Genomic DNA, 18,449 nt, shown 5'->3' on the forward strand with positions numbered 1-18,449 from the left:
AATGTACAATGCCAATATTTTTATTTTTAACATTACAAATTTTTTGAATATCAAATTATAATTTCCCCCCTAAAAATAGTACAGCAAAAAGTAGAATATTATTCATGCAATGTAAAAAATAGGTGTCTAGCAGATTGATTATAAAATTGTTTCTTATATTTTAGATGTTTTCATCGCTAGCACTAACTACTCGCTATAAAAAGAAATTTCTATTTTTGCAGAACAATTTTAGAGGATTGCTGTAAGCGCAATTATTCAATACTTCGGCGGTAGTTAGACAGCACCATTCATTTTTTAAGCATAATCACCGCTTTATATTCGCATTACACTCTGAATTATTGCATAATACAGAGTGTATAAACTATAAAAATTGAGTTAGGAATAATTATGGAACTTCTTTGTCCAGCGGGATCTTTACCATCATTAAAAGTGGCCATTGATAATGGCGCTGATGCTGTTTATATTGGTTTGAAAGACGATACCAATGCCCGTCATTTTGCTGGTTTAAATTTTAATGAAAAGCGATTGATTGAAGCTTCAGATTATGTACACAAACACGGCAAAAAATTGCATATTGCTATTAATACTTTTGCCCATCCAGAAAATTTTCAGCGTTGGCAATGTGCGGTTGATACTGCGGCTAATATTGGTGCTGATGCTTTAATTATTGCCGATCTTGCTATGCTTGATTATGCGGCTGAAAAATACCCTAATCTTGAGCGTCATGTTTCTGTGCAAGCGTCGTCGACCAATGAAGAGTCGATTAAGTTTTACTATAATAATTTTCAGGTACATCGCATTGTTTTGCCACGCGTACTTTCGATGCATCAAGTTAAACAGTTATCACAAGTTTCGCCAGTTCCGCTTGAAGTGTTTGCTTTTGGTAGTTTGTGTATTATGGCGGAAGGTCGATGTTATTTGTCATCTTACTTAACTGGCGAATCCCCTAATACCGTTGGCGCATGTTCGCCTGCCAAATTTGTTCGTTGGGAAGAAACTGAGAAAGGACTGGAATCAAGACTGAATAATGTGTTAATTGATTGCCACAAGAAAGGCGAGAACGCAGGTTATCCAACTCTATGTAAAGGTCGTTATTTTGTTGGTCAGGAGCTTTATCATCCTATCGAGGAGCCAACAAGTTTGAATACCATTGAGCTATTGCCTGAACTGTTTGCTGCTAATATCGCATCGGTCAAAATAGAAGGTCGTCAGCGTAGCCCAGCTTATGTCGAGCAAGTTACAAAAGTATGGAGACAAGCTATCGATCGCTATAAGGCTAATCCGCAATCGTTCCAAGCTGAACAACGCTGGATCGATACGCTTGGTTCGGTGTCAGAAGGCACACAAACAACATTAGGCGCTTATCACCGTAAATGGCAATAAGGTGTGAGTTAGCAATAGGTAATGTGCTAACAGCATCAACGTAAATCATTGAGAAAGATCTAACATAAATATAGTGAGCAAAACCATGAAATACGCATTAGGACCAGTGTTTTATTATTGGCCTAAAACCACAACAGAAGCGTTTTATTACGCCGCTAAAGAAAGTCAAGCGGATATTATTTATATGGGCGAAACGGTTTGTACCAAGCGCCGTGAAATGAAAGTACCAAACTGGATTGAATTAGCAAAAGAGATTGCTAAATCCGGTAAACAGGTAGTGCTTTCTACATTAGCTTTACTTGAAGCACCATCAGAATTAAATGACTTAAGGCAATTGGTTAATAATGGGGAGTTTTTAGTCGAAGCAAACGATTTAGCTGCCATTAATGTGGCGCATGAGCATAAATTGCCATTTGTTGCAGGTCCGGCTATTAACTGTTATAACGCTTTAACTTTAAAATTATTACAAAAACAAGGTATGGTTCGCTGGTGTATGCCGGTTGAACTTTCTCGTGATTGGTTGAGTAATGTGCTTAAACAGTTTGAGAGTTTAAATATCGCACGAAATTTTGAAGTTGAAGTGTTTAGTTATGGTTATTTACCTTTAGCTTATTCAGCTCGCTGTTTTACCGCAAGATCGGAAGATAAGCCTAAAGATAAATGCGAAACTTGTTGTATTAAGTATCCTGTTGGACGTGAGGTGTTTTCACAAGAACAACAGAAAGTATTTGTGTTAAACGGTATTCAGACTCAAAGCGGTTATTGTTACAATTTGGGAAATAATCTAAAAGAGATGAAAGGATTGGTTGATATCGTTAGGATTTCACCACTTGGTATTGAAACACTTGATATTATTAAGCAGTTTAAAGCTAACGAAGATGGATTAAATCCACTACAAATTGAACATAACCGAGATTGTAATGGTTACTGGAATGGGATTGCCGGACTTGAACTTACCCAATAAGCATTTTCTGCCTGAACAGTTTCGGGCAAATTTTCCTGCACTTAATAGTGAAAGCATATATCTTGATTCGGCAGCAACAGCACTTAAACCGGTATCAATGATTGATGCGACATTTGTGTATTATGCCCAGAATACTGCTACTGCAAAACGTAGTTTACACCAAGATGCTTTGCAAGTAACTGCAACAATTGATAAGGCAAGACAAAATGTTGCCGATTTGGTTCACGCTAATAGTAGTGCTGAAATTATCTGGACACGGGGTGCAACCGAGTCAATTAACTTAATTGCGCAAAGCTATGCTCGATCGCTGTTACAATCTGAAGATGAAATTATTGTGAGTGAATTAGAGCATCATAGTAATTTGTTACCTTGGTTGATTGTGGCTAAGCAAACGGGAGCTAAAGTCGTTAAGTGGTCGTCGGATGTTAATGAGTTATCGTCGTTAATGTCAGCTAAGACCAAGATTGTTGCAGTGACTCAAATGTCAAACGTAACTGGATTTTGCCCTGATTTAGCTAAAATAAGCAACATTGTTCATCAATATGATGCGGTTTTAATGGTGGATGGTGCGCAAGGTGTTGTTCATCATGCAATTAATGTTAACCAATTAGATATCGATTTTTATGCCTTTTCTACCCATAAATTGTATGGTCCAACGGGGCTTGGCGTTTTATATGGTAAAAAGGCATTACTTGAGCTAATGTCGGTTTGGCATGGTGGCGGTAAAATGCTAAAAAGTGCTTCGTTTGATGATTTTATTCAAGAAGATCTTCCTTATAAATTTGAAGCTGGTACGCCTAATATTGCAGGTATTGTTGGTTTTAATTCCGTACTTGAGTGGTTAAAAAGTTGGGATAATAAGCAAGCTGAAAACTACACAAAACAGCTAGCTTATTATGCAAAATCACAACTAAACCAATTTGCCGATATTCAATTTTATAGTGTGGATGATAGCCCGATAATCACTTTTAATATCAATAATATTCATCATAATGATATTGCTATTTTGTTAAGTGAACAAAATATTGCCATCCGTACTGGTGAGCTTTGTGCCCAGCCTTTGATGAATAAATTAGGATGCCACGGAGCGGTTCGTGTTTCATTGATGCCATATAATAATCAGCAAGATGTGGATAAATTTATTTCAGTATTGCAAAATGTAATTGAAATATTAGTGTGATTTTATACTGAAACGTATAGTTTCCTGAAACTTTTTTACAAACAGTTAACAGTAAATAGGTCAATATTATGCTATCACAGCAAAGCTTAGCCGAATTATTCGCAAAGCAACATAATTGGCAAGATCGTTATCGACAGTTAGTGATGTTAGCAAAGCAATTACCTGATTTTCCTGAAGAGCAAAAGACAGCGCAAAATCAAGTCAATGGCTGCGAAAACCGAGTTTGGTTGACTTATCAAAAACAGACAGATGATACCTATGTTTTTAGTGGTGATAGTGAAGGTCGAATAGTGAAAGGATTATTGGCAATCTTAATTATTGTTGCTAATAATAAAACAGCGCAAGAAATTGCTATGCTCAATTTTCAATCCTTATTAAGCCAACTGAAAATTTCTGATGAGTTAAGCCAATCTCGTTTGCAAGGGCTTACTAAATTAATTGAGCGCATTAAATCAGTTGTATAAAAAAGGGGGCTAATCGCCCCCCCCAGTCTTTTGTATAGTCACTATTTAATCTTCAGTATACGTATATAGTGTGATAACTTTTTTTACACCACGGACTTTACTTGCAATTTCGGCTGCTACTTTACCTTCTTCTGACGTAACAATACCAATTAAGAAAACTTCGCCGTTTTCAGTTACTACTTTAATTTTGCGAGCTTTTGTTTTGGCATCTAAAACTAACTGAGATTTAATCTGAGTCGTTATCCAAGTATCATTGGTAATAGTCCCTGCGCCAACAGGCTCTCCAATACGAATTTGGTTATAGACTTTTTTTACCCCTTCAACTTGGTAAGCAAGACTTTCGGCCTTTTCAATTTGATTACTATTTGCTTGACCAACTAAAAGAATATTGCCACCATAAGCACTCGATATAATGCGTGATCCAATAAAAAATGGTCCGTTATTTTTAATTTTCATACCCATGCGTGAACTTAGAGTGGTATCGTCAACTTGAGTACCCGCAGTACGAGGATCGGTTGCAACTTTTGCTGTCGCACCTGCTCCAACACCAATCACGGCAGCAACACAACCTTGTAATGTTAATGCACAAGAGATTAATATTATCATTAAGCTAACTTTTTTCATTATCACTCCTTATGATTTATTACGCCGTAATAATCAAATTCCAATAAATTGCTTTTATTATGCCTTGTAGATATTGATTTGCAAATAATTTTATCATTTGAAATAAGATAAATTTTAATAATTTTTTAGTCAATAGCCTGCAATTTGTTCTAGAGTTTGATTGTTTTTATAGTAATGTCTGTTTATTTATTATTGTAAATGATTTGATTATTTTCTATATTATTAGAAATAAACTTCACGTTAGTTAGTTATTTCAGTAATTTGGCTAATAAGTTTACTTTTTTTCAGCCTTGTTACGATAATGTCACCCACCGTGACTTGCTCAGAGCGACGAACCACTGTGTTGTTTTGGTCGGTGGTAATTGAATAACCTCGTTCGAGAGTAGCTAGCGGACTAACGTTGTTAAGTTGAGAGGTTTGTAAAGCAAATTGATGTTGTGATTTTGTTAACTTTTGTTTAATTAAACTAATTAATTGCTGTTGTTTTTGCCAAGTAAATTGCCCTAAATAGGTAATATTATTTTGTGGAGATACTCGTAATAGTCTTTTATCGAGTGAATTATGGCGATTTGATAGTCTGAGCAAATATTGCTGAATATTTTCAGATAATGAATGGCGATAAGCTAAAAGTTGATTTAATTGTTTTTCTAGCTTTGTTTGTGGATGTTGAGTCTGTAATTGATGTCGCCATTTATTGAGTTTTTCTCGGCATTGCATTAAATAATAATCCATTGCCATGGTTAAATGCTGCTGTTGAACTTGCAAACGTTTTACTTGTTGTAAACTGTCTCGACTAACAAGCTCGGCTGCTGCAGATGGGGTTGCCGCTCTAACATCAGCCACAAAATCGGCAATCGTAAAATCAATCTCATGCCCAACCGCACTCACAATAGATATTTGACTAGCAAAAATAGCTCTGGCTACCACTTCTTCATTAAATGACCATAAGTCTTCAAGCGAGCCACCACCTCGTCCAACAATTAATACATCACATTCTTGACGAATGTTGGCAATATGAATCATGTTAGCGATTTGCCCTGCCGCTTCATTGCCCTGAACTTGTGTTGGGTAAATAATTAAATGCAAACTTGGATCTCGGCGTTTTAATATCTGACAAATATCATGCAATGCCGCACCCGTTGATGAAGTGATAATTCCAACTGTGCGAATGTTTTCTGGTAATGGCTGTTTATTGGTAGAATCAAATAAACCTTCCTCAGACAGCTTTTGTTTTAGTTGCTCAAACTTTTGCTGTAATAATCCCGTACCTGCTGCTTGGATTTTATCAATAACCAGTTGGTATTCACCACGTGCCTCATATAGTGTCACTGTGGCCCTAACTAAAACTTGTTGCCCATTTTGTGGGGTAAAACCCGCACGAAAATTGCTATTGCGAAACATAGCACAGCGTACTTGTGCACTATCGTCTTTTAACGAAAAATACCAATGACCTGATGATGGACGTGAAAAGTTTGATATTTCACCTATTAACCAGATCTGGCCAATAGCATCACAAAGCAATTCTTTAACCATTTGATTAAGATCTTTCACTGATAAAATTGAATTGTTTTGCATGCTATTGTCCTTATTACAACTATATTATAACTATAAAGGTTTATACTAAATCAAATTGAGCCCAAATTGGTGCATGATCAGATGGTTTTATCATTGCACGAATATCATAATCAATACCCGTTTGTTTACAATAAGTCATCATTTTTTGACTAGCTAATATTAAATCAATTCTTAACCCATTATGGGTTTCAAAACCTTTAGTACGATAATCAAACCAAGAATACTCAAGTTCAGTTGGGTGAGCATTGCGGTAAGTATCAATAAAACCGAGAGACATTAAGTTGTTTATCCATTTTCGTTCTTCCGGTAAAAATGAACATTTTCCTGTACGAAGCCATCGTTTACGGCTATCTTCGGAAATGCCTATATCTAAATCGGTTGGGCAAATATTCATATCGCCCATAACTAAAGTTAGTTGATTATTTAATTGATGATCTTGTAAATACTGTATTAAGTCATTGTAAAATTTAAGTTTAGCCGGGTATTTAATTTCATGGTGTAAACTTTCACCTTGAGGGAAATAACCATTGATTACCGTTAAATTGCCTTGATTGGTTGGTAACTCAGCTATAATCAAACGACATTGAGCATCCTCACTATCGTTTGGAAAGCCACATTGTACAGACAAAGGTTGTTCCTTGGTTAATAACGCCACCCCATAATAGCCCTTTTGTCCGTGATAATGTAAGTGATAACCAAACTGTGCTAATTCGCCAATAGGAAACTGATCGTTATGAACTTTAGTTTCTTGTAAAGCAATAATATCTGGTTGATGAGTCTCAATAATTGCGGTTAACTGGTGAATTCTAGCACGAAGGCCATTAATATTAAACGAGATAACTTTCATAATAAATTTATTATATTTAATGCCATGTTATAAACTAAATACGCATCGTAACAAAAATACGTTATACTGTTAAGCTATTACAATAAAAACCACCATTTGTGATAAAGGGAATCACTAAATATGTCTACGGAATTACTTGCCTTGCGCGATAAAATCGATGAAGTTGATAAATCCATTTTATCTTTAATTACAAAGCGATTAGCATTAGTTGCCGAAGTTGGCGAAGTAAAAAGCAAACATGGCATTCCGATTTATGATTCCAAACGTGAAGCGGATATGTTAGCTAAAAGGCGAGGTGAGGCTGAAAGAGTAGGTATATCCCCCAATTTAATAGAAGATATTTTACGTCGTTTAATGCGTGAGTCTTATATTAGCGAAAATGATAAAGGTTTTAAAAAAGTTTATAGTGGTCAAGGATCAATAGTGATTGTTGGTGGTAATGGGCAAATGGGGCGATTGTTTGCTCGTTTATTTACCTTATCTGGCTATCAGGTTAAAACATTAGGCTCCAAAACTATGCATCAAGCCGCCGAAGTGGTTGCTGATGCAGCGGCCATTATCGTGACAGTACCTATTAACAAAACCTGTGAAGTCATTAAACAACTACCACCATTACCCAAAGATTGTATTTTAACGGATTTTACATCCATAAAAGCCAAGCCTCTCCAAGCAATGCTTGATAAACATCAAGGACCTGTAGTCGGTTTACACCCCATGTTTGGTCCAGATGTACCAAATTTAGCTAAACAAATTATTGTTTATTGTGAAGGGCGATATCCAGATAAATGCCAATGGCTAATAGAACAAATGCGTATTTGGGGTGCAAATTTATGTGCGATTAATGCCAAGGAGCATGACAAATGCATGTCATTCATCCAAGCATTACGCCATTTCACTTCGTTCTCATATGGTGTCAATTTGCAACGAGAACAGGCCGATTTAGAGCAATTGATCGCACTTTCTTCACCAATTTATCGCCTTGAATTGATGATGGTTGGACGCTTATTTGCTCAAGATCCCGAGCTTTATGCCGATATCATCATGGCGTCAGATGATAATATTGAATTAATCAAACGCTACTATGAACGCTTTGGTCAAATGGTCGAACTTATTGAACAACGTGACAAAACTAACTTTATTAAAAGTTTTAACGAAGTTACGCAATGGTTTGGTAGTTATGCTGAACGTTTTATTAAAGAGAGCCAAGGATTATTAAAATTTGCCAATGATAATCGAGAGTAGTTTTATATTAAAAGGTATACTTTCTTGAAAGTTTTTCACAAATTAAAATATACTTTTTATTAAAAGATAGTTGTTAGAAATAATAAATGTTAGTGTGAGGGAATATAATGTCTAATCGAAAATATTTTGGTACAGATGGGATTCGCGGTAAAGTTGGTCAGTATCCTATTACACCAGATTTTGCGCTTAAATTAGGCTGGGCTGCTGGGCGTGTGCTAGCCAAAGATGGTGTTAAAAAAGTATTAATCGGTAAAGATACCCGCATTTCAGGCTATATGCTTGAATCAGCACTAGAAGCGGGATTTGCTTCTGCTGGTGTTGCCGCTGCGTTTACAGGACCAATGCCAACCCCGGCCATTGCCTATTTAACCCGCACTTTTCGTGCTGATGCTGGCGTTGTCATTTCTGCCTCGCACAATCCTTTTTATGACAATGGTATTAAATTCTTTTCAACCGAAGGGAAAAAACTTGATGATACAATCGAATTAGAAATTGAAGCCGAACTTGAAAAAGAGATCGATTGTGTTGAATCCAAACAACTTGGGCGAGCTAGTCGTATTACCGATGCTGCAGGGCGTTATATTGAATTTTGTAAAAGCACATTTGACCATGATTTAAGTTTGGCTGGATTAAAAATTGTTGTCGATTGCGCTAATGGTGCCACCTATCACATAGCACCAAAAGTATTACGAGAACTAGGAGCACAAGTAATAAAAATTGGTTGTGAGCCAGATGGTGTTAACATCAATGAAAACTGTGGCGCAACTGACATAAAAGCGCTTGCTAAACGAGTTATTGATGAAAAAGCCAATTTAGGTTTTGCCTTAGATGGCGATGGTGACCGCATAATCATGGTTGATCATAAAGGTCAAAAAATTGATGGCGATTTAATTATCTATATCATTGCCCGTGAAGCATTAAGACAAGGTCAACTAAAAGGCGGAGTTGTCGGCACATTAATGAGCAATATGGGGCTTGAACTTGCACTTAAAAATCTCGGTATCCCATTTGCTCGTGCTAAAGTTGGCGATCGTTATGTACTTGAAAAAATGGTCGAAAAAAATTGGCGCTTAGGTGCCGAAAATTCGGGACATGTTTTATTGTTAGATAAAACCACCACTGGTGATGGTATTATTGCTGGCCTACAAGTATTAGCAGCAATGATTCGTAATGATATGTCATTGGCTGACTTGTGCAGTGGTATGACAATGTTACCACAAGTATTAATTAATGTTCGATTTTCAGGTGAAAATGACCCTCTAAATAGTGATGAAGTGAAAGCGGCAATTAAACAAGCAGAAAAACAGCTTGGTCATAATGGTCGAGTTTTGATCCGTAAATCAGGAACCGAACCGCTAATTCGTGTTATGGTAGAAGGAAGCAATGAAAACGAAGTGCAAAAGTTGGCAGAAACTATCGCTACAGCAGTTAAAGCGTAAAAATACCCCCAATTATGCCCATTAATTAAGCCATTAATTGAGCTATATTGAAGTTAGAATAGTAAAAGAAGTTGCGTGCATTTACGTAAAATTAGTAAAAAGTGTCTAAAATTTTAATTTTGTTAATCAAAGGTTGACTTATTATAGGCAATTAGGTTTAAAATAGTAACTTCAGATTATTACAGCAATTGCTTATATCTTTCAACTGAAAACATGAGCAATATTTTTTATTTTTTAAAAATAGGTTAAGAGGGTTATATGTCGGTTTCCTCTCCAGCTTCACCACAAGCTTATATCAAGCATCATCTTGAGAACTTGCAAGTAGGTTCTGGTTTTTGGACCTTAAATCTTGACTCATTGTTCTTTTCGATCTTACTTGGTGTTATCTTTTTATGGATATTCCATCGTGTAGCAAGAAATGCCACCAGTGGCGTCCCAAGTAAACTACAATGTGCAGTAGAAATGATTTTCGAGTTTGTCAATAATACTGTTAAGGACATGTTTACTGGTCAAAATAAACTCATTGCGCCGTTAGCATTAACTGTGTTTATTTGGGTTTTCTTGATGAATTTAATGGATCTTATCCCTGTTGATTTTCTACCTTATGCAGGTCAATATTTAGGTCTGTCACATTTGAGAGTTGTACCAACCGCAGATGTAAGCATTACTATGTCAATGTCCTTAGGTGTGTTTGCACTTATCATCATTTACTCAATTAAGTACAAAGGGATTTCAGGATTTGTTAAAGAATATACCTTGCATCCATTTAATCACTGGGCGTTTGCACCTATTAATTTAGTACTTGAATTAGTTAGCCTATTAGCGAAACCTGTTTCTTTAGGGCTTCGACTTTTCGGAAATATGTATGCAGGTGAACTTATCTTCATCCTAATTGCTGCATTATTACCTTGGTGGTCACAGTGGATATTATCGTTACCATGGGCCATTTTTCATATTTTAATAATTACGTTACAAGCTTTTATTTTTATGGTGTTGACGATCGTCTATTTAGCTATGGCGTCGGCAACAGAAGATCATTAATTTTAATATTTTTTTGTTAATAAACTGGAGTATATAATGGAAATGTTATTTGTAGCCGCAGGCATTATGATGGGATTAGCTGCAATTGGTGGTGCAGTTGGTATTGGTTTATTAGGCGGTAAATTTTTAGAAGGTGCTGCTCGTCAACCGGAATTAATGCCTATGTTACGTACTCAATTCTTTATCGTTATGGGTCTAGTTGATGCAATCCCAATGATCTGTGTAGGTATTGCACTTTACGTTATCTTTGCTGTTGCAGGTTAATAAAAATTTAAGAGGAATCGTGTCATGAATATGAACGCAACTCTCCTCGGCCAAGCAATTACATTTGTATTGTTTGTTTGGTTCTGTATGAAGTTTGTTTGGCCTCCTGTTATTGGTGCGATTGAAAAACGCCAAAAAGAGATAGCCGAAGGACTTGCTTCAGCAGAAACAGCAAAAAAAGATTTGGAATTAGCCAAAGCAAATACATCTGACATAATGCAACAGGCTAAGGTTGAGGCTAATGCAATTATTGAGCAAGCGAATAAACGCAAAGCAATCATTCTTGAAGAAGCAAAGCAAGAAGCTTCTCGCGAAAAAGAAAGAATTGTTGCTCAAGGGCTTGCCGAAGTAGAAGCTGAACGCAAACGAGCAAGAGAAGAGCTTAAACAGCAAGTCGCTACACTCGCTATTGCTGGTGCAGAAAAAATTATTGAACGTTCTGTTAATGAAGCCGCAAATAGCGACATCATTGATAAACTCGTAGCTGAACTATAAGGAGAATAGAGCAATGGCTGACTTAATTACGATTGCTCGCCCTTATGCTAAAGCCGCTTTCGAATTTGCGGTAGAAAATAACAGCATCGAATCATGGCATAAAATGTTAGTGCTAACATCTGAAGTGAGTAAAGATACTCAAATAAGAAGTGTCTTAACATCTGATATGAAAACTGATTCGGTGGCTAATTTACTCATCAACATCTGTAAAGATGTGTTAGATGAGTTTAGTACTAATTTTATTAAGATTATGGCTGAAAACAAACGATTATCACTTCTTCCTGAAGTGTTAACCTTGTTTGAACAATATTGTTTAGATAGAGAATCACAAGCAGATGTTGATGTAATTTCTGCCAGTGAACTAACTAATGAGCAACTTAATAAAATTTCTGTCGCTGTCGAAAAACGTTTATCACGAAAAGTAAAACTAAAATGTCATATAGATAAATCGCTCATTTCTGGTTTTATTATTCGTACGGGCGATATGGTTATTGATAGTAGTATCAGAGGGCGTTTAAATCGTTTAAATAACGCTCTACAGTCTTAAGGGGACTGATAATGCAGCTAAATTCAACTGAAATAAGTGAACTAATTAAAGAGCGGATAGCTCAGTTCAATATTGTGAGTGATGCTCACAATGAAGGAACTATCATATCTGTAAGTGATGGTATCCTTCGAATCCACGGATTAACTGATGTAATGCAAGGCGAAATGATTGCATTACCAGGTGGTCGATATGCAATGGCATTAAACCTTGAAAGAGACTCCGTCGGTGCGGTAGTCATGGGGCCATACGAAGACTTGTCTGAAGGTATGAAAGTACAATGTACTGGCCGTATTTTACAAGTACCAGTTGGTGAAGGTTTATTAGGCCGCGTTATTAACACACTAGGTGAACCAATTGATGGTAAAGGTTCACTTCAACATGACGGTTTTTCACCAGTAGAAGTAGTTGCACCTGGTGTTATCGATCGTAAATCCGTTGACCAAGCATTACAAACTGGTTATAAAGCCGTTGACTCAATGATTCCAATTGGACGAGGTCAACGTGAACTTATCATCGGTGACCGTCAAACAGGTAAAACAGCACTTGCTGTCGATGCAATCATCAACCAACGCGACTCAGGTGTAAAATGTATTTATGTTGCCATTGGTCAAAAACAATCAACTATTGCCAATGTTGTACGTAAACTTGAAGAGCATGGTGCACTTAAAAACACAATTGTGGTTGTGGCATCAGCGTCTGAATCAGCTGCGTTACAATACTTAGCGCCATATGCTGGTTGTGCAATGGGTGAATACTTCCGCGATCGTGGTCAAGATGCATTAATTGTTTATGATGATTTATCTAAACAAGCTGTTGCTTACCGTCAAATTTCGTTATTACTTCGTCGTCCGCCTGGACGTGAAGCTTATCCTGGTGATGTATTTTATCTTCATTCTCGCTTACTTGAACGCGCAGCGCGAGTCAACGAAGCCTATGTTGAAGAGTACACTAAAGGCGAAGTTAAAGGAAAAACAGGCTCATTAACAGCATTACCGATTATTGAAACTCAGGCTGGTGACGTTTCAGCATTCGTACCAACTAACGTAATTTCGATTACTGATGGTCAGATTTTCCTGGAAACTAGCCTATTTAACTCAGGTATCCGCCCTGCGGTTAACCCTGGCATTTCGGTTTCACGTGTGGGTGGTGCTGCACAAACTAAGATAATGAAAAAATTATCAGGTGGTATTCGTACTGCGCTTGCACAGTATCGTGAATTAGCTGCGTTCTCTCAATTTGCATCAGACTTAGATGAAGCAACAAGAAACCAATTAAGTCACGGTGAAAAAGTAACAGAATTGTTAAAACAAAAGCAATACTCGCCAATGACTGTTGCTGAACAATCAATAGTACTTTACGCTGCTGAACGTGGTTATCTTGAAGATGTAGAATTAGCTAAAGTATTACCATTTGAAACAGCACTACTTGCTTATGCCCATAGTCAATATGCCGATTTTGTTAAATCAATTGATGAAACAGGTAATTACAATGATGAGATTGAAACTAAGCTAAAAGAATTACTTGAAAGCTTTAAATCAACTCAAACATGGTAAGGGTGAGGTAAAAAATGGCTAATGCAAAAGAGATTAGAACAAAAATTGCCAGTATCCAAAGTACGCAAAAAATCACTAAAGCGATGGAAATGGTTGCCAATTCTAAAATGCGTAAAACGCAAGATAGAATGGCTGCTAGTCGACCATATGCCGAAATGATTCGTGAAGTAATTGGACATTTAGCGTTAGCTCAGATAGGCGCCAAACATCCTTATTTAGAAGAAAGAGATGTAAAGCGAGTTGGCTATCTTATCATTTCAACCGATCGTGGTTTATGTGGTGGTTTAAATATCAACCTTTTTAAAACTGTCATTGCTGATATGTCAGCATGGCAGGAAAAGGGTGTTGAAGCTGATGTTGCTTTAATTGGTTCGCGTGGTGTTTCGTTTTTCTCGTCAGTGAAAGCGAACATTTTAACCCAAGTCACTAATTTAGGTGATGAACCAAATTTATCCGATTTAATTGGGCCGGTAAAAACAATGCTTGAGGCATATGACAACGGTAAAATTGATAGATTATATATTGTTACAAACAAATTTATTAATACGATGTCACAAAAGCCGACAATTCAGCAATTATTACCTTTACCACCATCAGAAGATAAAAAACTCAAAGCTTCATCATGGGATTATATTTATGAGCCTGATGCTAAATCACTATTAGACGTGATTTTACGTCGCTATATTGAATCACAAGTTTATCAAGCAGTGGTTGATAATTTAGCGAGTGAACAAGCAGCAAGAATGGTGGCCATGAAAGCGGCAACGGATAACGGAGCAAACCTAATTAATGAGTTACAAATTGTGTATAACAAGGCACGTCAAGGTGCTATCACTAATGAATTAATTGATATTGTATCCGGTGCAGCCGCTGTTTCAGGTTAGTGCTAAATATTGGCTTATAGTTAAGAAAAAGACGTAGAGGATTAAAAATGGCTACTGGAAAGATTGTCCAGATCATCGGTGCGGTGGTTGATGTCGAATTCCCAGAAGATGCAGTACCGAAGGTATATGATGCATTAGAAGTGGAAACAGGCACTGAAAAATTAGTTCTGGAAGTTCAGCAACAATTAGGTGGTGGCGTTGTATGTTGTATCGCAATGGGTTCATCTGATGGTTTAAGACGTGGACTTGACGTAGTAAACACTGGTCACGGCATTGAAGTACCTGTTGGTACAAAAACACTAGGTCGTATTATGAACGTACTTGGTGATCCTGTTGATAAAGCAGGTCCTATTGGTGAAGAAGAACGTTGGGCGATTCACCGTGCGGCCCCAACCTATGAAGAACTTGCAAACTCAACTGAATTACTTGAAACAGGTATTAAAGTTATCGACTTAATTTGTCCATTTGCTAAAGGTGGTAAAGTCGGTCTGTTTGGTGGTGCTGGTGTAGGTAAAACCGTTAATATGATGGAGTTAATCCGTAATATCGCTATTGAACACTCAGGTTACTCAGTGTTTACTGGTGTGGGAGAACGTACTCGTGAAGGTAATGACTTTTACCACGAAATGAAAGAATCAAACGTACTTGATAAAGTATCATTAGTTTACGGCCAAATGAATGAGCCACCAGGAAACCGTTTACGTGTTGCGTTAACTGGTTTAACTATGGCTGAAAAATTCCGCGACGAAGGTAAAGATGTTTTATTATTCATCGATAATATTTATCGCTATACATTAGCCGGTACTGAAGTATCTGCGTTATTAGGTCGTATGCCTTCGGCAGTAGGTTATCAACCAACATTAGCTGAAGAAATGGGGTTACTACAAGAACGTATTACTTCAACTAAGACCGGTTCGATTACTTCAATCCAAGCGGTGTATGTGCCAGCAGATGACTTGACTGATCCATCACCAGCAACAACCTTTGCTCACTTAGATGCGACAATCGTATTAAGTCGACAAATTGCTTCTTTAGGTATCTATCCGGCAGTGGATCCATTAGATTCAACTAGTCGTCAATTAGATCCTTTAGTTGTTGGTCAAGAGCACTATGATTGTGCCCGTGGTGTTCAGTCAATTCTACAACGTTATCAAGAATTAAAAGATATTATTGCTATTCTTGGTATGGATGAGTTATCTGAAGATGATAAATTGATCGTTGCTCGTGCACGTAAAATTCAGCGCTTCTTATCTCAACCATTCTTTGTTGCAGAAGTATTTACTGGTTCACCAGGAAAATATGTACCTTTAAAAGATACGATTAGTGCATTTAAAGGAATCATGAATGGTGATTATGACCATATCCCTGAACAAGCATTCTATATGGTTGGTTCAATTGATGAAGCGATTGAGAAGGCAAAATCTCTCTAAGAGATTCATTGAACGAAGATCGTATTAATGGAGATCGTATTATGGCACTAACTTCCTATCAATTAGAAGTTGTTAGTGCTGAATCTCACCTGTTTTCGGGTGATGTTCAGCGAATCAGAGTCACAGGTAAGGAAGGTGAACTTGGGATTTATCCTGGCCATACCCCTTTACTCACAACCATAAAACCAGGCATGGTCGGCATTGTGAAAGCGGATGGTGAAGAAGAGTTTATCTATCTATCTGGTGGCATCTTAGAAGTACAACCTAACATCGTAACTATCTTGGCAGATACTGCAATTCGTGGTGAAGATTTAGATGAAGCAAGAGCACAAGAAGCAGTAAGACAAGCACAAGAACATATTAATCACCCAAGCGATGACATGTCATTTGCACAAGCATCTGCTGAATTATCAAAAGCTTTGGCAAAAATTCGCGTTATCGAATTGACTCGCCGCATGGGTCAATAGTTTGCTTTTTGATGTTTTATCATACACAAAAGGCTATTTGGTATTACAAGTAGCCTTCTTTAATTACAACTCTTTTTAATTTAGGAATTGATCTTTTCTTCAATAGCGCTTTGGATAATTTACTGGTAAATTTATACTGAAACATATAGTTTTCGGAAACTTATTTACAAAAAAATATTTACATCTACACCTACTTTCAATAATATAAAACAGCGCAAACATAAAATGGCAAATTTACTTATTATTTTTAATATTAATCCTTATTTCATAATTGATTTATCTTTAAATTAAATATTTCATGATAATTCGTGACTTTTAATATTATCTCAACAGTTACCTTATACGGCTGATACTGCATTTTCATCCATAAGCAGCTAATATCATTTGGTTTGGATAACCAGGACAAAGTATCTGTATGATTAATACTTGGCATACCAAAGGCTTTTTCCGATTGTTTACTTATACCTTTTTTAAGATTATAAGTTTTTCATTCGCCTATCAACGTATTCACAAGACAAGCTATAGCCGCTATCTAATAGGTTGACGTTCGACAACTATAATTATGCAAATCATGATGTCTTTTGATAAACTGGTACCTTGCTATTTATGGCTGCAAAATGCTGAGTGACTTTTTACAATTTCGAATGTAGTTCAAGTTCTTTTTTATTGCTTTATTTTTGTACTCTAAGGTTTGATAATCAGGCTTTTTATTCGATTTTATCAGTGTCTATACAAATATCATCATTTAGTTGATAGACATTTGCTAAAATGAAACATTATCTATTTATAACTATACTTCACGGAAAGTTGGTAAGAAATGATATTGGCATGGTCTCATTAACGTGTTGTATGGTATGCTATAAAAGTAAAGGAGGCTTATGATTAACACCAAGGAGCAATAAACCCTATTTTTAGTCTATTTTTGTTGCATTTCGGGTAAAAAAAAAGCAAACAGAAATAAATTACACAATAACCTCTTGCACAAAAATTTTAAGTCCCTATAATGCGCATCCACTGACACGCAGTCAGCGACAAGCAGGCGGAGAGTTGGTGGTAAAGTGAGATCAAAAAAATTTAAAAAAGATCTTGACGAATAAAAAGGTGTAGCGTAGTATACGCAACCCTTGAGACAGAGAACTAAGTCAACGAAAAGTTGATGAGGAATATAAGCTGTCAGCTCTTTAAAAAGAAGAAACAGACAATCTGTGTGGGCACTTGCGAGACAAAAGATTAAAGTCTACGGACTAAAAAATTAAGTCTTGATAAGTGACACTGAAGATTCATTTGAATATGTCAGAGACAGTTATTGAGCATCAAACTTTAAATTGAAGAGTTTGATCATGGCTCAGATTGAACGCTGGCGGCAGGCTTAACACATGCAAGTCGAACGGTAACATGAGTGCTTGCACTTGATGACGAGTGGCGGACGGGTGAGTAAGGTATGGGGATCTGCCGAATGGAGGGGGACAACAGTTGGAAACGACTGCTAATACCGCATAAAGTTGAGAGACCAAAGCGTGGGACCTACGGGCCATGCGCCATTTGATGAACCCATATGGGATTAGCTAGTTGGTGGGGTAAAGGCTCACCAAGGCGACGATCTCTAGCTGGTCTGAGAGGATGACCAGCCACACTGGAACTGAGACACGGTCCAGACTCCTACGGGAGGCAGCAGTGGGGAATATTGCACAATGGGGGGAACCCTGATGCAGCCATGCCGCGTGTATGAAGAAGGCCTTCGGGTTGTAAAGTACTTTCGGTGATGAGGAAGGTGATGTATCTAACAGGTGCATTAATTGACGTTAATCACAGAAGAAGCACCGGCTAACTCCGTGCCAGCAGCCGCGGTAATACGGAGGGTGCGAGCGTTAATCGGAATGACTGGGCGTAAAGGGCATGTAGGCGGATAATTAAGTTAGGTGTGAAAGCCCTGGGCTCAACCTAGGAATTGCACTTAAAACTGGTTAACTAGAGTATTGTAGAGGAAGGTAGAATTCCACGTGTAGCGGTGAAATGCGTAGAGATGTGGAGGAATACCGGTGGCGAAGGC

At 37.2% G+C, this 18,449-nt stretch carries 17 protein-coding genes and 1 rRNA gene; 15 read left to right on the forward strand and 3 right to left on the reverse strand.

The window, feature by feature from the left end:
• Positions 1 to 387 precede the first annotated feature (387 nt).
• From ubiU to csdE, 4 genes are all read left to right on the forward strand, one after another.
• Positions 388 to 1,383 (forward strand): ubiquinone anaerobic biosynthesis protein UbiU, encoded by a 996-nt coding sequence (gene ubiU, locus A9G43_RS01655; RefSeq protein WP_065606062.1) that lies wholly within the window; start codon positions 388 to 390, stop codon positions 1,381 to 1,383.
• A gap of 85 nt (positions 1,384 to 1,468) precedes the next feature.
• The gene (locus tag A9G43_RS01660) at positions 1,469 to 2,347 is read left to right on the forward strand and encodes a U32 family peptidase (protein ID WP_065606064.1); all 879 of its coding nucleotides are present in this window, start codon (positions 1,469 to 1,471) and stop codon (positions 2,345 to 2,347) included.
• Positions 2,316 to 3,527, forward strand: a complete 1,212-nt coding sequence (gene csdA, locus A9G43_RS01665) for a cysteine desulfurase CsdA (protein WP_065606066.1) — start codon at positions 2,316 to 2,318, stop codon at positions 3,525 to 3,527. Before A9G43_RS01660 ends, csdA begins: the two co-directional genes overlap by 32 nt.
• Positions 3,528 to 3,595: 68 nt before the next feature.
• On the forward strand, positions 3,596 to 3,991 hold the full coding sequence (gene csdE, locus A9G43_RS01670; protein WP_065606068.1) for a cysteine desulfurase sulfur acceptor subunit CsdE: 396 nt from the start codon (positions 3,596 to 3,598) through the stop codon (positions 3,989 to 3,991).
• Between the two features lie 45 nt (positions 3,992 to 4,036).
• On the opposite strand, the gene dolP is transcribed toward csdE, so the two are convergent.
• The 3 genes from dolP to xthA all read right to left on the reverse strand — a co-directional run bounded on the left by dolP (position 4,037) and on the right by xthA (position 7,037).
• Positions 4,037 to 4,615: a division/outer membrane stress-associated lipid-binding lipoprotein gene (gene dolP, locus A9G43_RS01675; protein ID WP_065606072.1), complete on the reverse strand. Its 579-nt coding sequence runs from the start codon at positions 4,613 to 4,615 to the stop codon at positions 4,037 to 4,039.
• A 240-nt stretch (positions 4,616 to 4,855) separates the two neighbouring features.
• Positions 4,856 to 6,190 (reverse strand): exodeoxyribonuclease VII large subunit, encoded by a 1,335-nt coding sequence (gene xseA, locus A9G43_RS01680; protein WP_065606074.1) that lies wholly within the window; start codon positions 6,188 to 6,190, stop codon positions 4,856 to 4,858.
• Positions 6,191 to 6,230: 40 nt separating this feature from the next.
• A complete protein-coding gene (gene xthA / locus A9G43_RS01685) occupies positions 6,231 to 7,037 on the reverse strand; it encodes an exodeoxyribonuclease III (protein ID WP_065606076.1) in 807 nt (268 codons plus the stop codon).
• A gap of 120 nt (positions 7,038 to 7,157) precedes the next feature.
• Here xthA and tyrA point away from each other — a divergent pair, with 120 nt between their 5' ends.
• The 11 genes from tyrA to A9G43_RS01740 form a co-directional block, all read left to right on the forward strand.
• Positions 7,158 to 8,279: a bifunctional chorismate mutase/prephenate dehydrogenase gene (gene tyrA / locus A9G43_RS01690; RefSeq protein ID WP_065606078.1), complete on the forward strand. Its 1,122-nt coding sequence runs from the start codon at positions 7,158 to 7,160 to the stop codon at positions 8,277 to 8,279.
• A 107-nt stretch (positions 8,280 to 8,386) separates the two neighbouring features.
• A complete protein-coding gene (gene glmM / locus A9G43_RS01695; protein ID WP_065606080.1) occupies positions 8,387 to 9,718 on the forward strand; it encodes a phosphoglucosamine mutase in 1,332 nt (443 codons plus the stop codon).
• Between the two features lie 258 nt (positions 9,719 to 9,976).
• Entirely contained in the window at positions 9,977 to 10,759 is a 783-nt protein-coding gene (gene atpB / locus A9G43_RS01700; protein ID WP_065606082.1) for a F0F1 ATP synthase subunit A, read from the forward strand.
• 36 nt (positions 10,760 to 10,795) lie between these two features.
• Positions 10,796 to 11,023, forward strand: coding sequence for a F0F1 ATP synthase subunit C (gene atpE, locus A9G43_RS01705; RefSeq protein ID WP_411588181.1), 228 nt, complete (start codon positions 10,796 to 10,798; stop codon positions 11,021 to 11,023).
• A gap of 24 nt (positions 11,024 to 11,047) precedes the next feature.
• Positions 11,048 to 11,518 carry a F0F1 ATP synthase subunit B gene (atpF, locus tag A9G43_RS01710; RefSeq protein ID WP_034911222.1) on the forward strand — a complete coding sequence of 157 codons (471 nt, stop codon included), beginning with the start codon at positions 11,048 to 11,050 and terminating at the stop codon, positions 11,516 to 11,518.
• A gap of 13 nt (positions 11,519 to 11,531) precedes the next feature.
• Positions 11,532 to 12,065 (forward strand): F0F1 ATP synthase subunit delta, encoded by a 534-nt coding sequence (atpH, locus tag A9G43_RS01715; RefSeq protein WP_065606085.1) that lies wholly within the window; start codon positions 11,532 to 11,534, stop codon positions 12,063 to 12,065.
• 11 nt (positions 12,066 to 12,076) lie between these two features.
• Positions 12,077 to 13,618 carry a F0F1 ATP synthase subunit alpha gene (gene atpA, locus A9G43_RS01720; protein ID WP_034911218.1) on the forward strand — a complete coding sequence of 514 codons (1,542 nt, stop codon included), beginning with the start codon at positions 12,077 to 12,079 and terminating at the stop codon, positions 13,616 to 13,618.
• A 14-nt stretch (positions 13,619 to 13,632) separates the two neighbouring features.
• On the forward strand, positions 13,633 to 14,502 hold the full coding sequence (gene atpG, locus A9G43_RS01725; RefSeq protein WP_065606087.1) for a F0F1 ATP synthase subunit gamma: 870 nt from the start codon (positions 13,633 to 13,635) through the stop codon (positions 14,500 to 14,502).
• 47 nt (positions 14,503 to 14,549) lie between these two features.
• A complete protein-coding gene (atpD, locus tag A9G43_RS01730; RefSeq protein WP_034911215.1) occupies positions 14,550 to 15,932 on the forward strand; it encodes a F0F1 ATP synthase subunit beta in 1,383 nt (460 codons plus the stop codon).
• 41 nt (positions 15,933 to 15,973) lie between these two features.
• A complete protein-coding gene (locus A9G43_RS01735) occupies positions 15,974 to 16,399 on the forward strand; it encodes a F0F1 ATP synthase subunit epsilon (protein WP_034911289.1) in 426 nt (141 codons plus the stop codon).
• A 1,322-nt stretch (positions 16,400 to 17,721) separates the two neighbouring features.
• Positions 17,722 to 18,449 (forward strand): 16S ribosomal RNA (locus tag A9G43_RS01740); the annotation flags it as partial.

It is taken from the genome of Gilliamella sp. Occ3-1 (genome assembly GCF_001690655.1).
Taxonomy (GTDB): domain Bacteria; phylum Pseudomonadota; class Gammaproteobacteria; order Enterobacterales; family Orbaceae; genus Gilliamella; species Gilliamella apicola_P.

What these genes read in the sequence shown, in the direction of transcription:
- ubiU (WP_065606062.1), top strand. Translation starts at nt 388, where the DNA reads ATGGAACTTCTTTGTCCAGCGGGATCTTTACCATCATTAAAAGTGGCC.
- A9G43_RS01660 (WP_065606064.1), top strand. Translation starts at nt 1,469, where the DNA reads ATGAAATACGCATTAGGACCAGTGTTTTATTATTGGCCTAAAACCACA.
- csdA (WP_065606066.1), top strand. Translation starts at nt 2,316, where the DNA reads ATGGGATTGCCGGACTTGAACTTACCCAATAAGCATTTTCTGCCTGAA.
- csdE (WP_065606068.1), top strand. Translation starts at nt 3,596, where the DNA reads ATGCTATCACAGCAAAGCTTAGCCGAATTATTCGCAAAGCAACATAAT.
- dolP (WP_065606072.1), bottom strand. Translation starts at nt 4,615, where the DNA reads ATGAAAAAAGTTAGCTTAATGATAATATTAATCTCTTGTGCATTAACA.
- xseA (WP_065606074.1), bottom strand. Translation starts at nt 6,190, where the DNA reads ATGCAAAACAATTCAATTTTATCAGTGAAAGATCTTAATCAAATGGTT.
- xthA (WP_065606076.1), bottom strand. Translation starts at nt 7,037, where the DNA reads ATGAAAGTTATCTCGTTTAATATTAATGGCCTTCGTGCTAGAATTCAC.
- tyrA (WP_065606078.1), top strand. Translation starts at nt 7,158, where the DNA reads ATGTCTACGGAATTACTTGCCTTGCGCGATAAAATCGATGAAGTTGAT.
- glmM (WP_065606080.1), top strand. Translation starts at nt 8,387, where the DNA reads ATGTCTAATCGAAAATATTTTGGTACAGATGGGATTCGCGGTAAAGTT.
- atpB (WP_065606082.1), top strand. Translation starts at nt 9,977, where the DNA reads ATGTCGGTTTCCTCTCCAGCTTCACCACAAGCTTATATCAAGCATCAT.
- atpE (WP_411588181.1), top strand. Translation starts at nt 10,796, where the DNA reads ATGGAAATGTTATTTGTAGCCGCAGGCATTATGATGGGATTAGCTGCA.
- atpF (WP_034911222.1), top strand. Translation starts at nt 11,048, where the DNA reads ATGAATATGAACGCAACTCTCCTCGGCCAAGCAATTACATTTGTATTG.
- atpH (WP_065606085.1), top strand. Translation starts at nt 11,532, where the DNA reads ATGGCTGACTTAATTACGATTGCTCGCCCTTATGCTAAAGCCGCTTTC.
- atpA (WP_034911218.1), top strand. Translation starts at nt 12,077, where the DNA reads ATGCAGCTAAATTCAACTGAAATAAGTGAACTAATTAAAGAGCGGATA.
- atpG (WP_065606087.1), top strand. Translation starts at nt 13,633, where the DNA reads ATGGCTAATGCAAAAGAGATTAGAACAAAAATTGCCAGTATCCAAAGT.
- atpD (WP_034911215.1), top strand. Translation starts at nt 14,550, where the DNA reads ATGGCTACTGGAAAGATTGTCCAGATCATCGGTGCGGTGGTTGATGTC.
- A9G43_RS01735 (WP_034911289.1), top strand. Translation starts at nt 15,974, where the DNA reads ATGGCACTAACTTCCTATCAATTAGAAGTTGTTAGTGCTGAATCTCAC.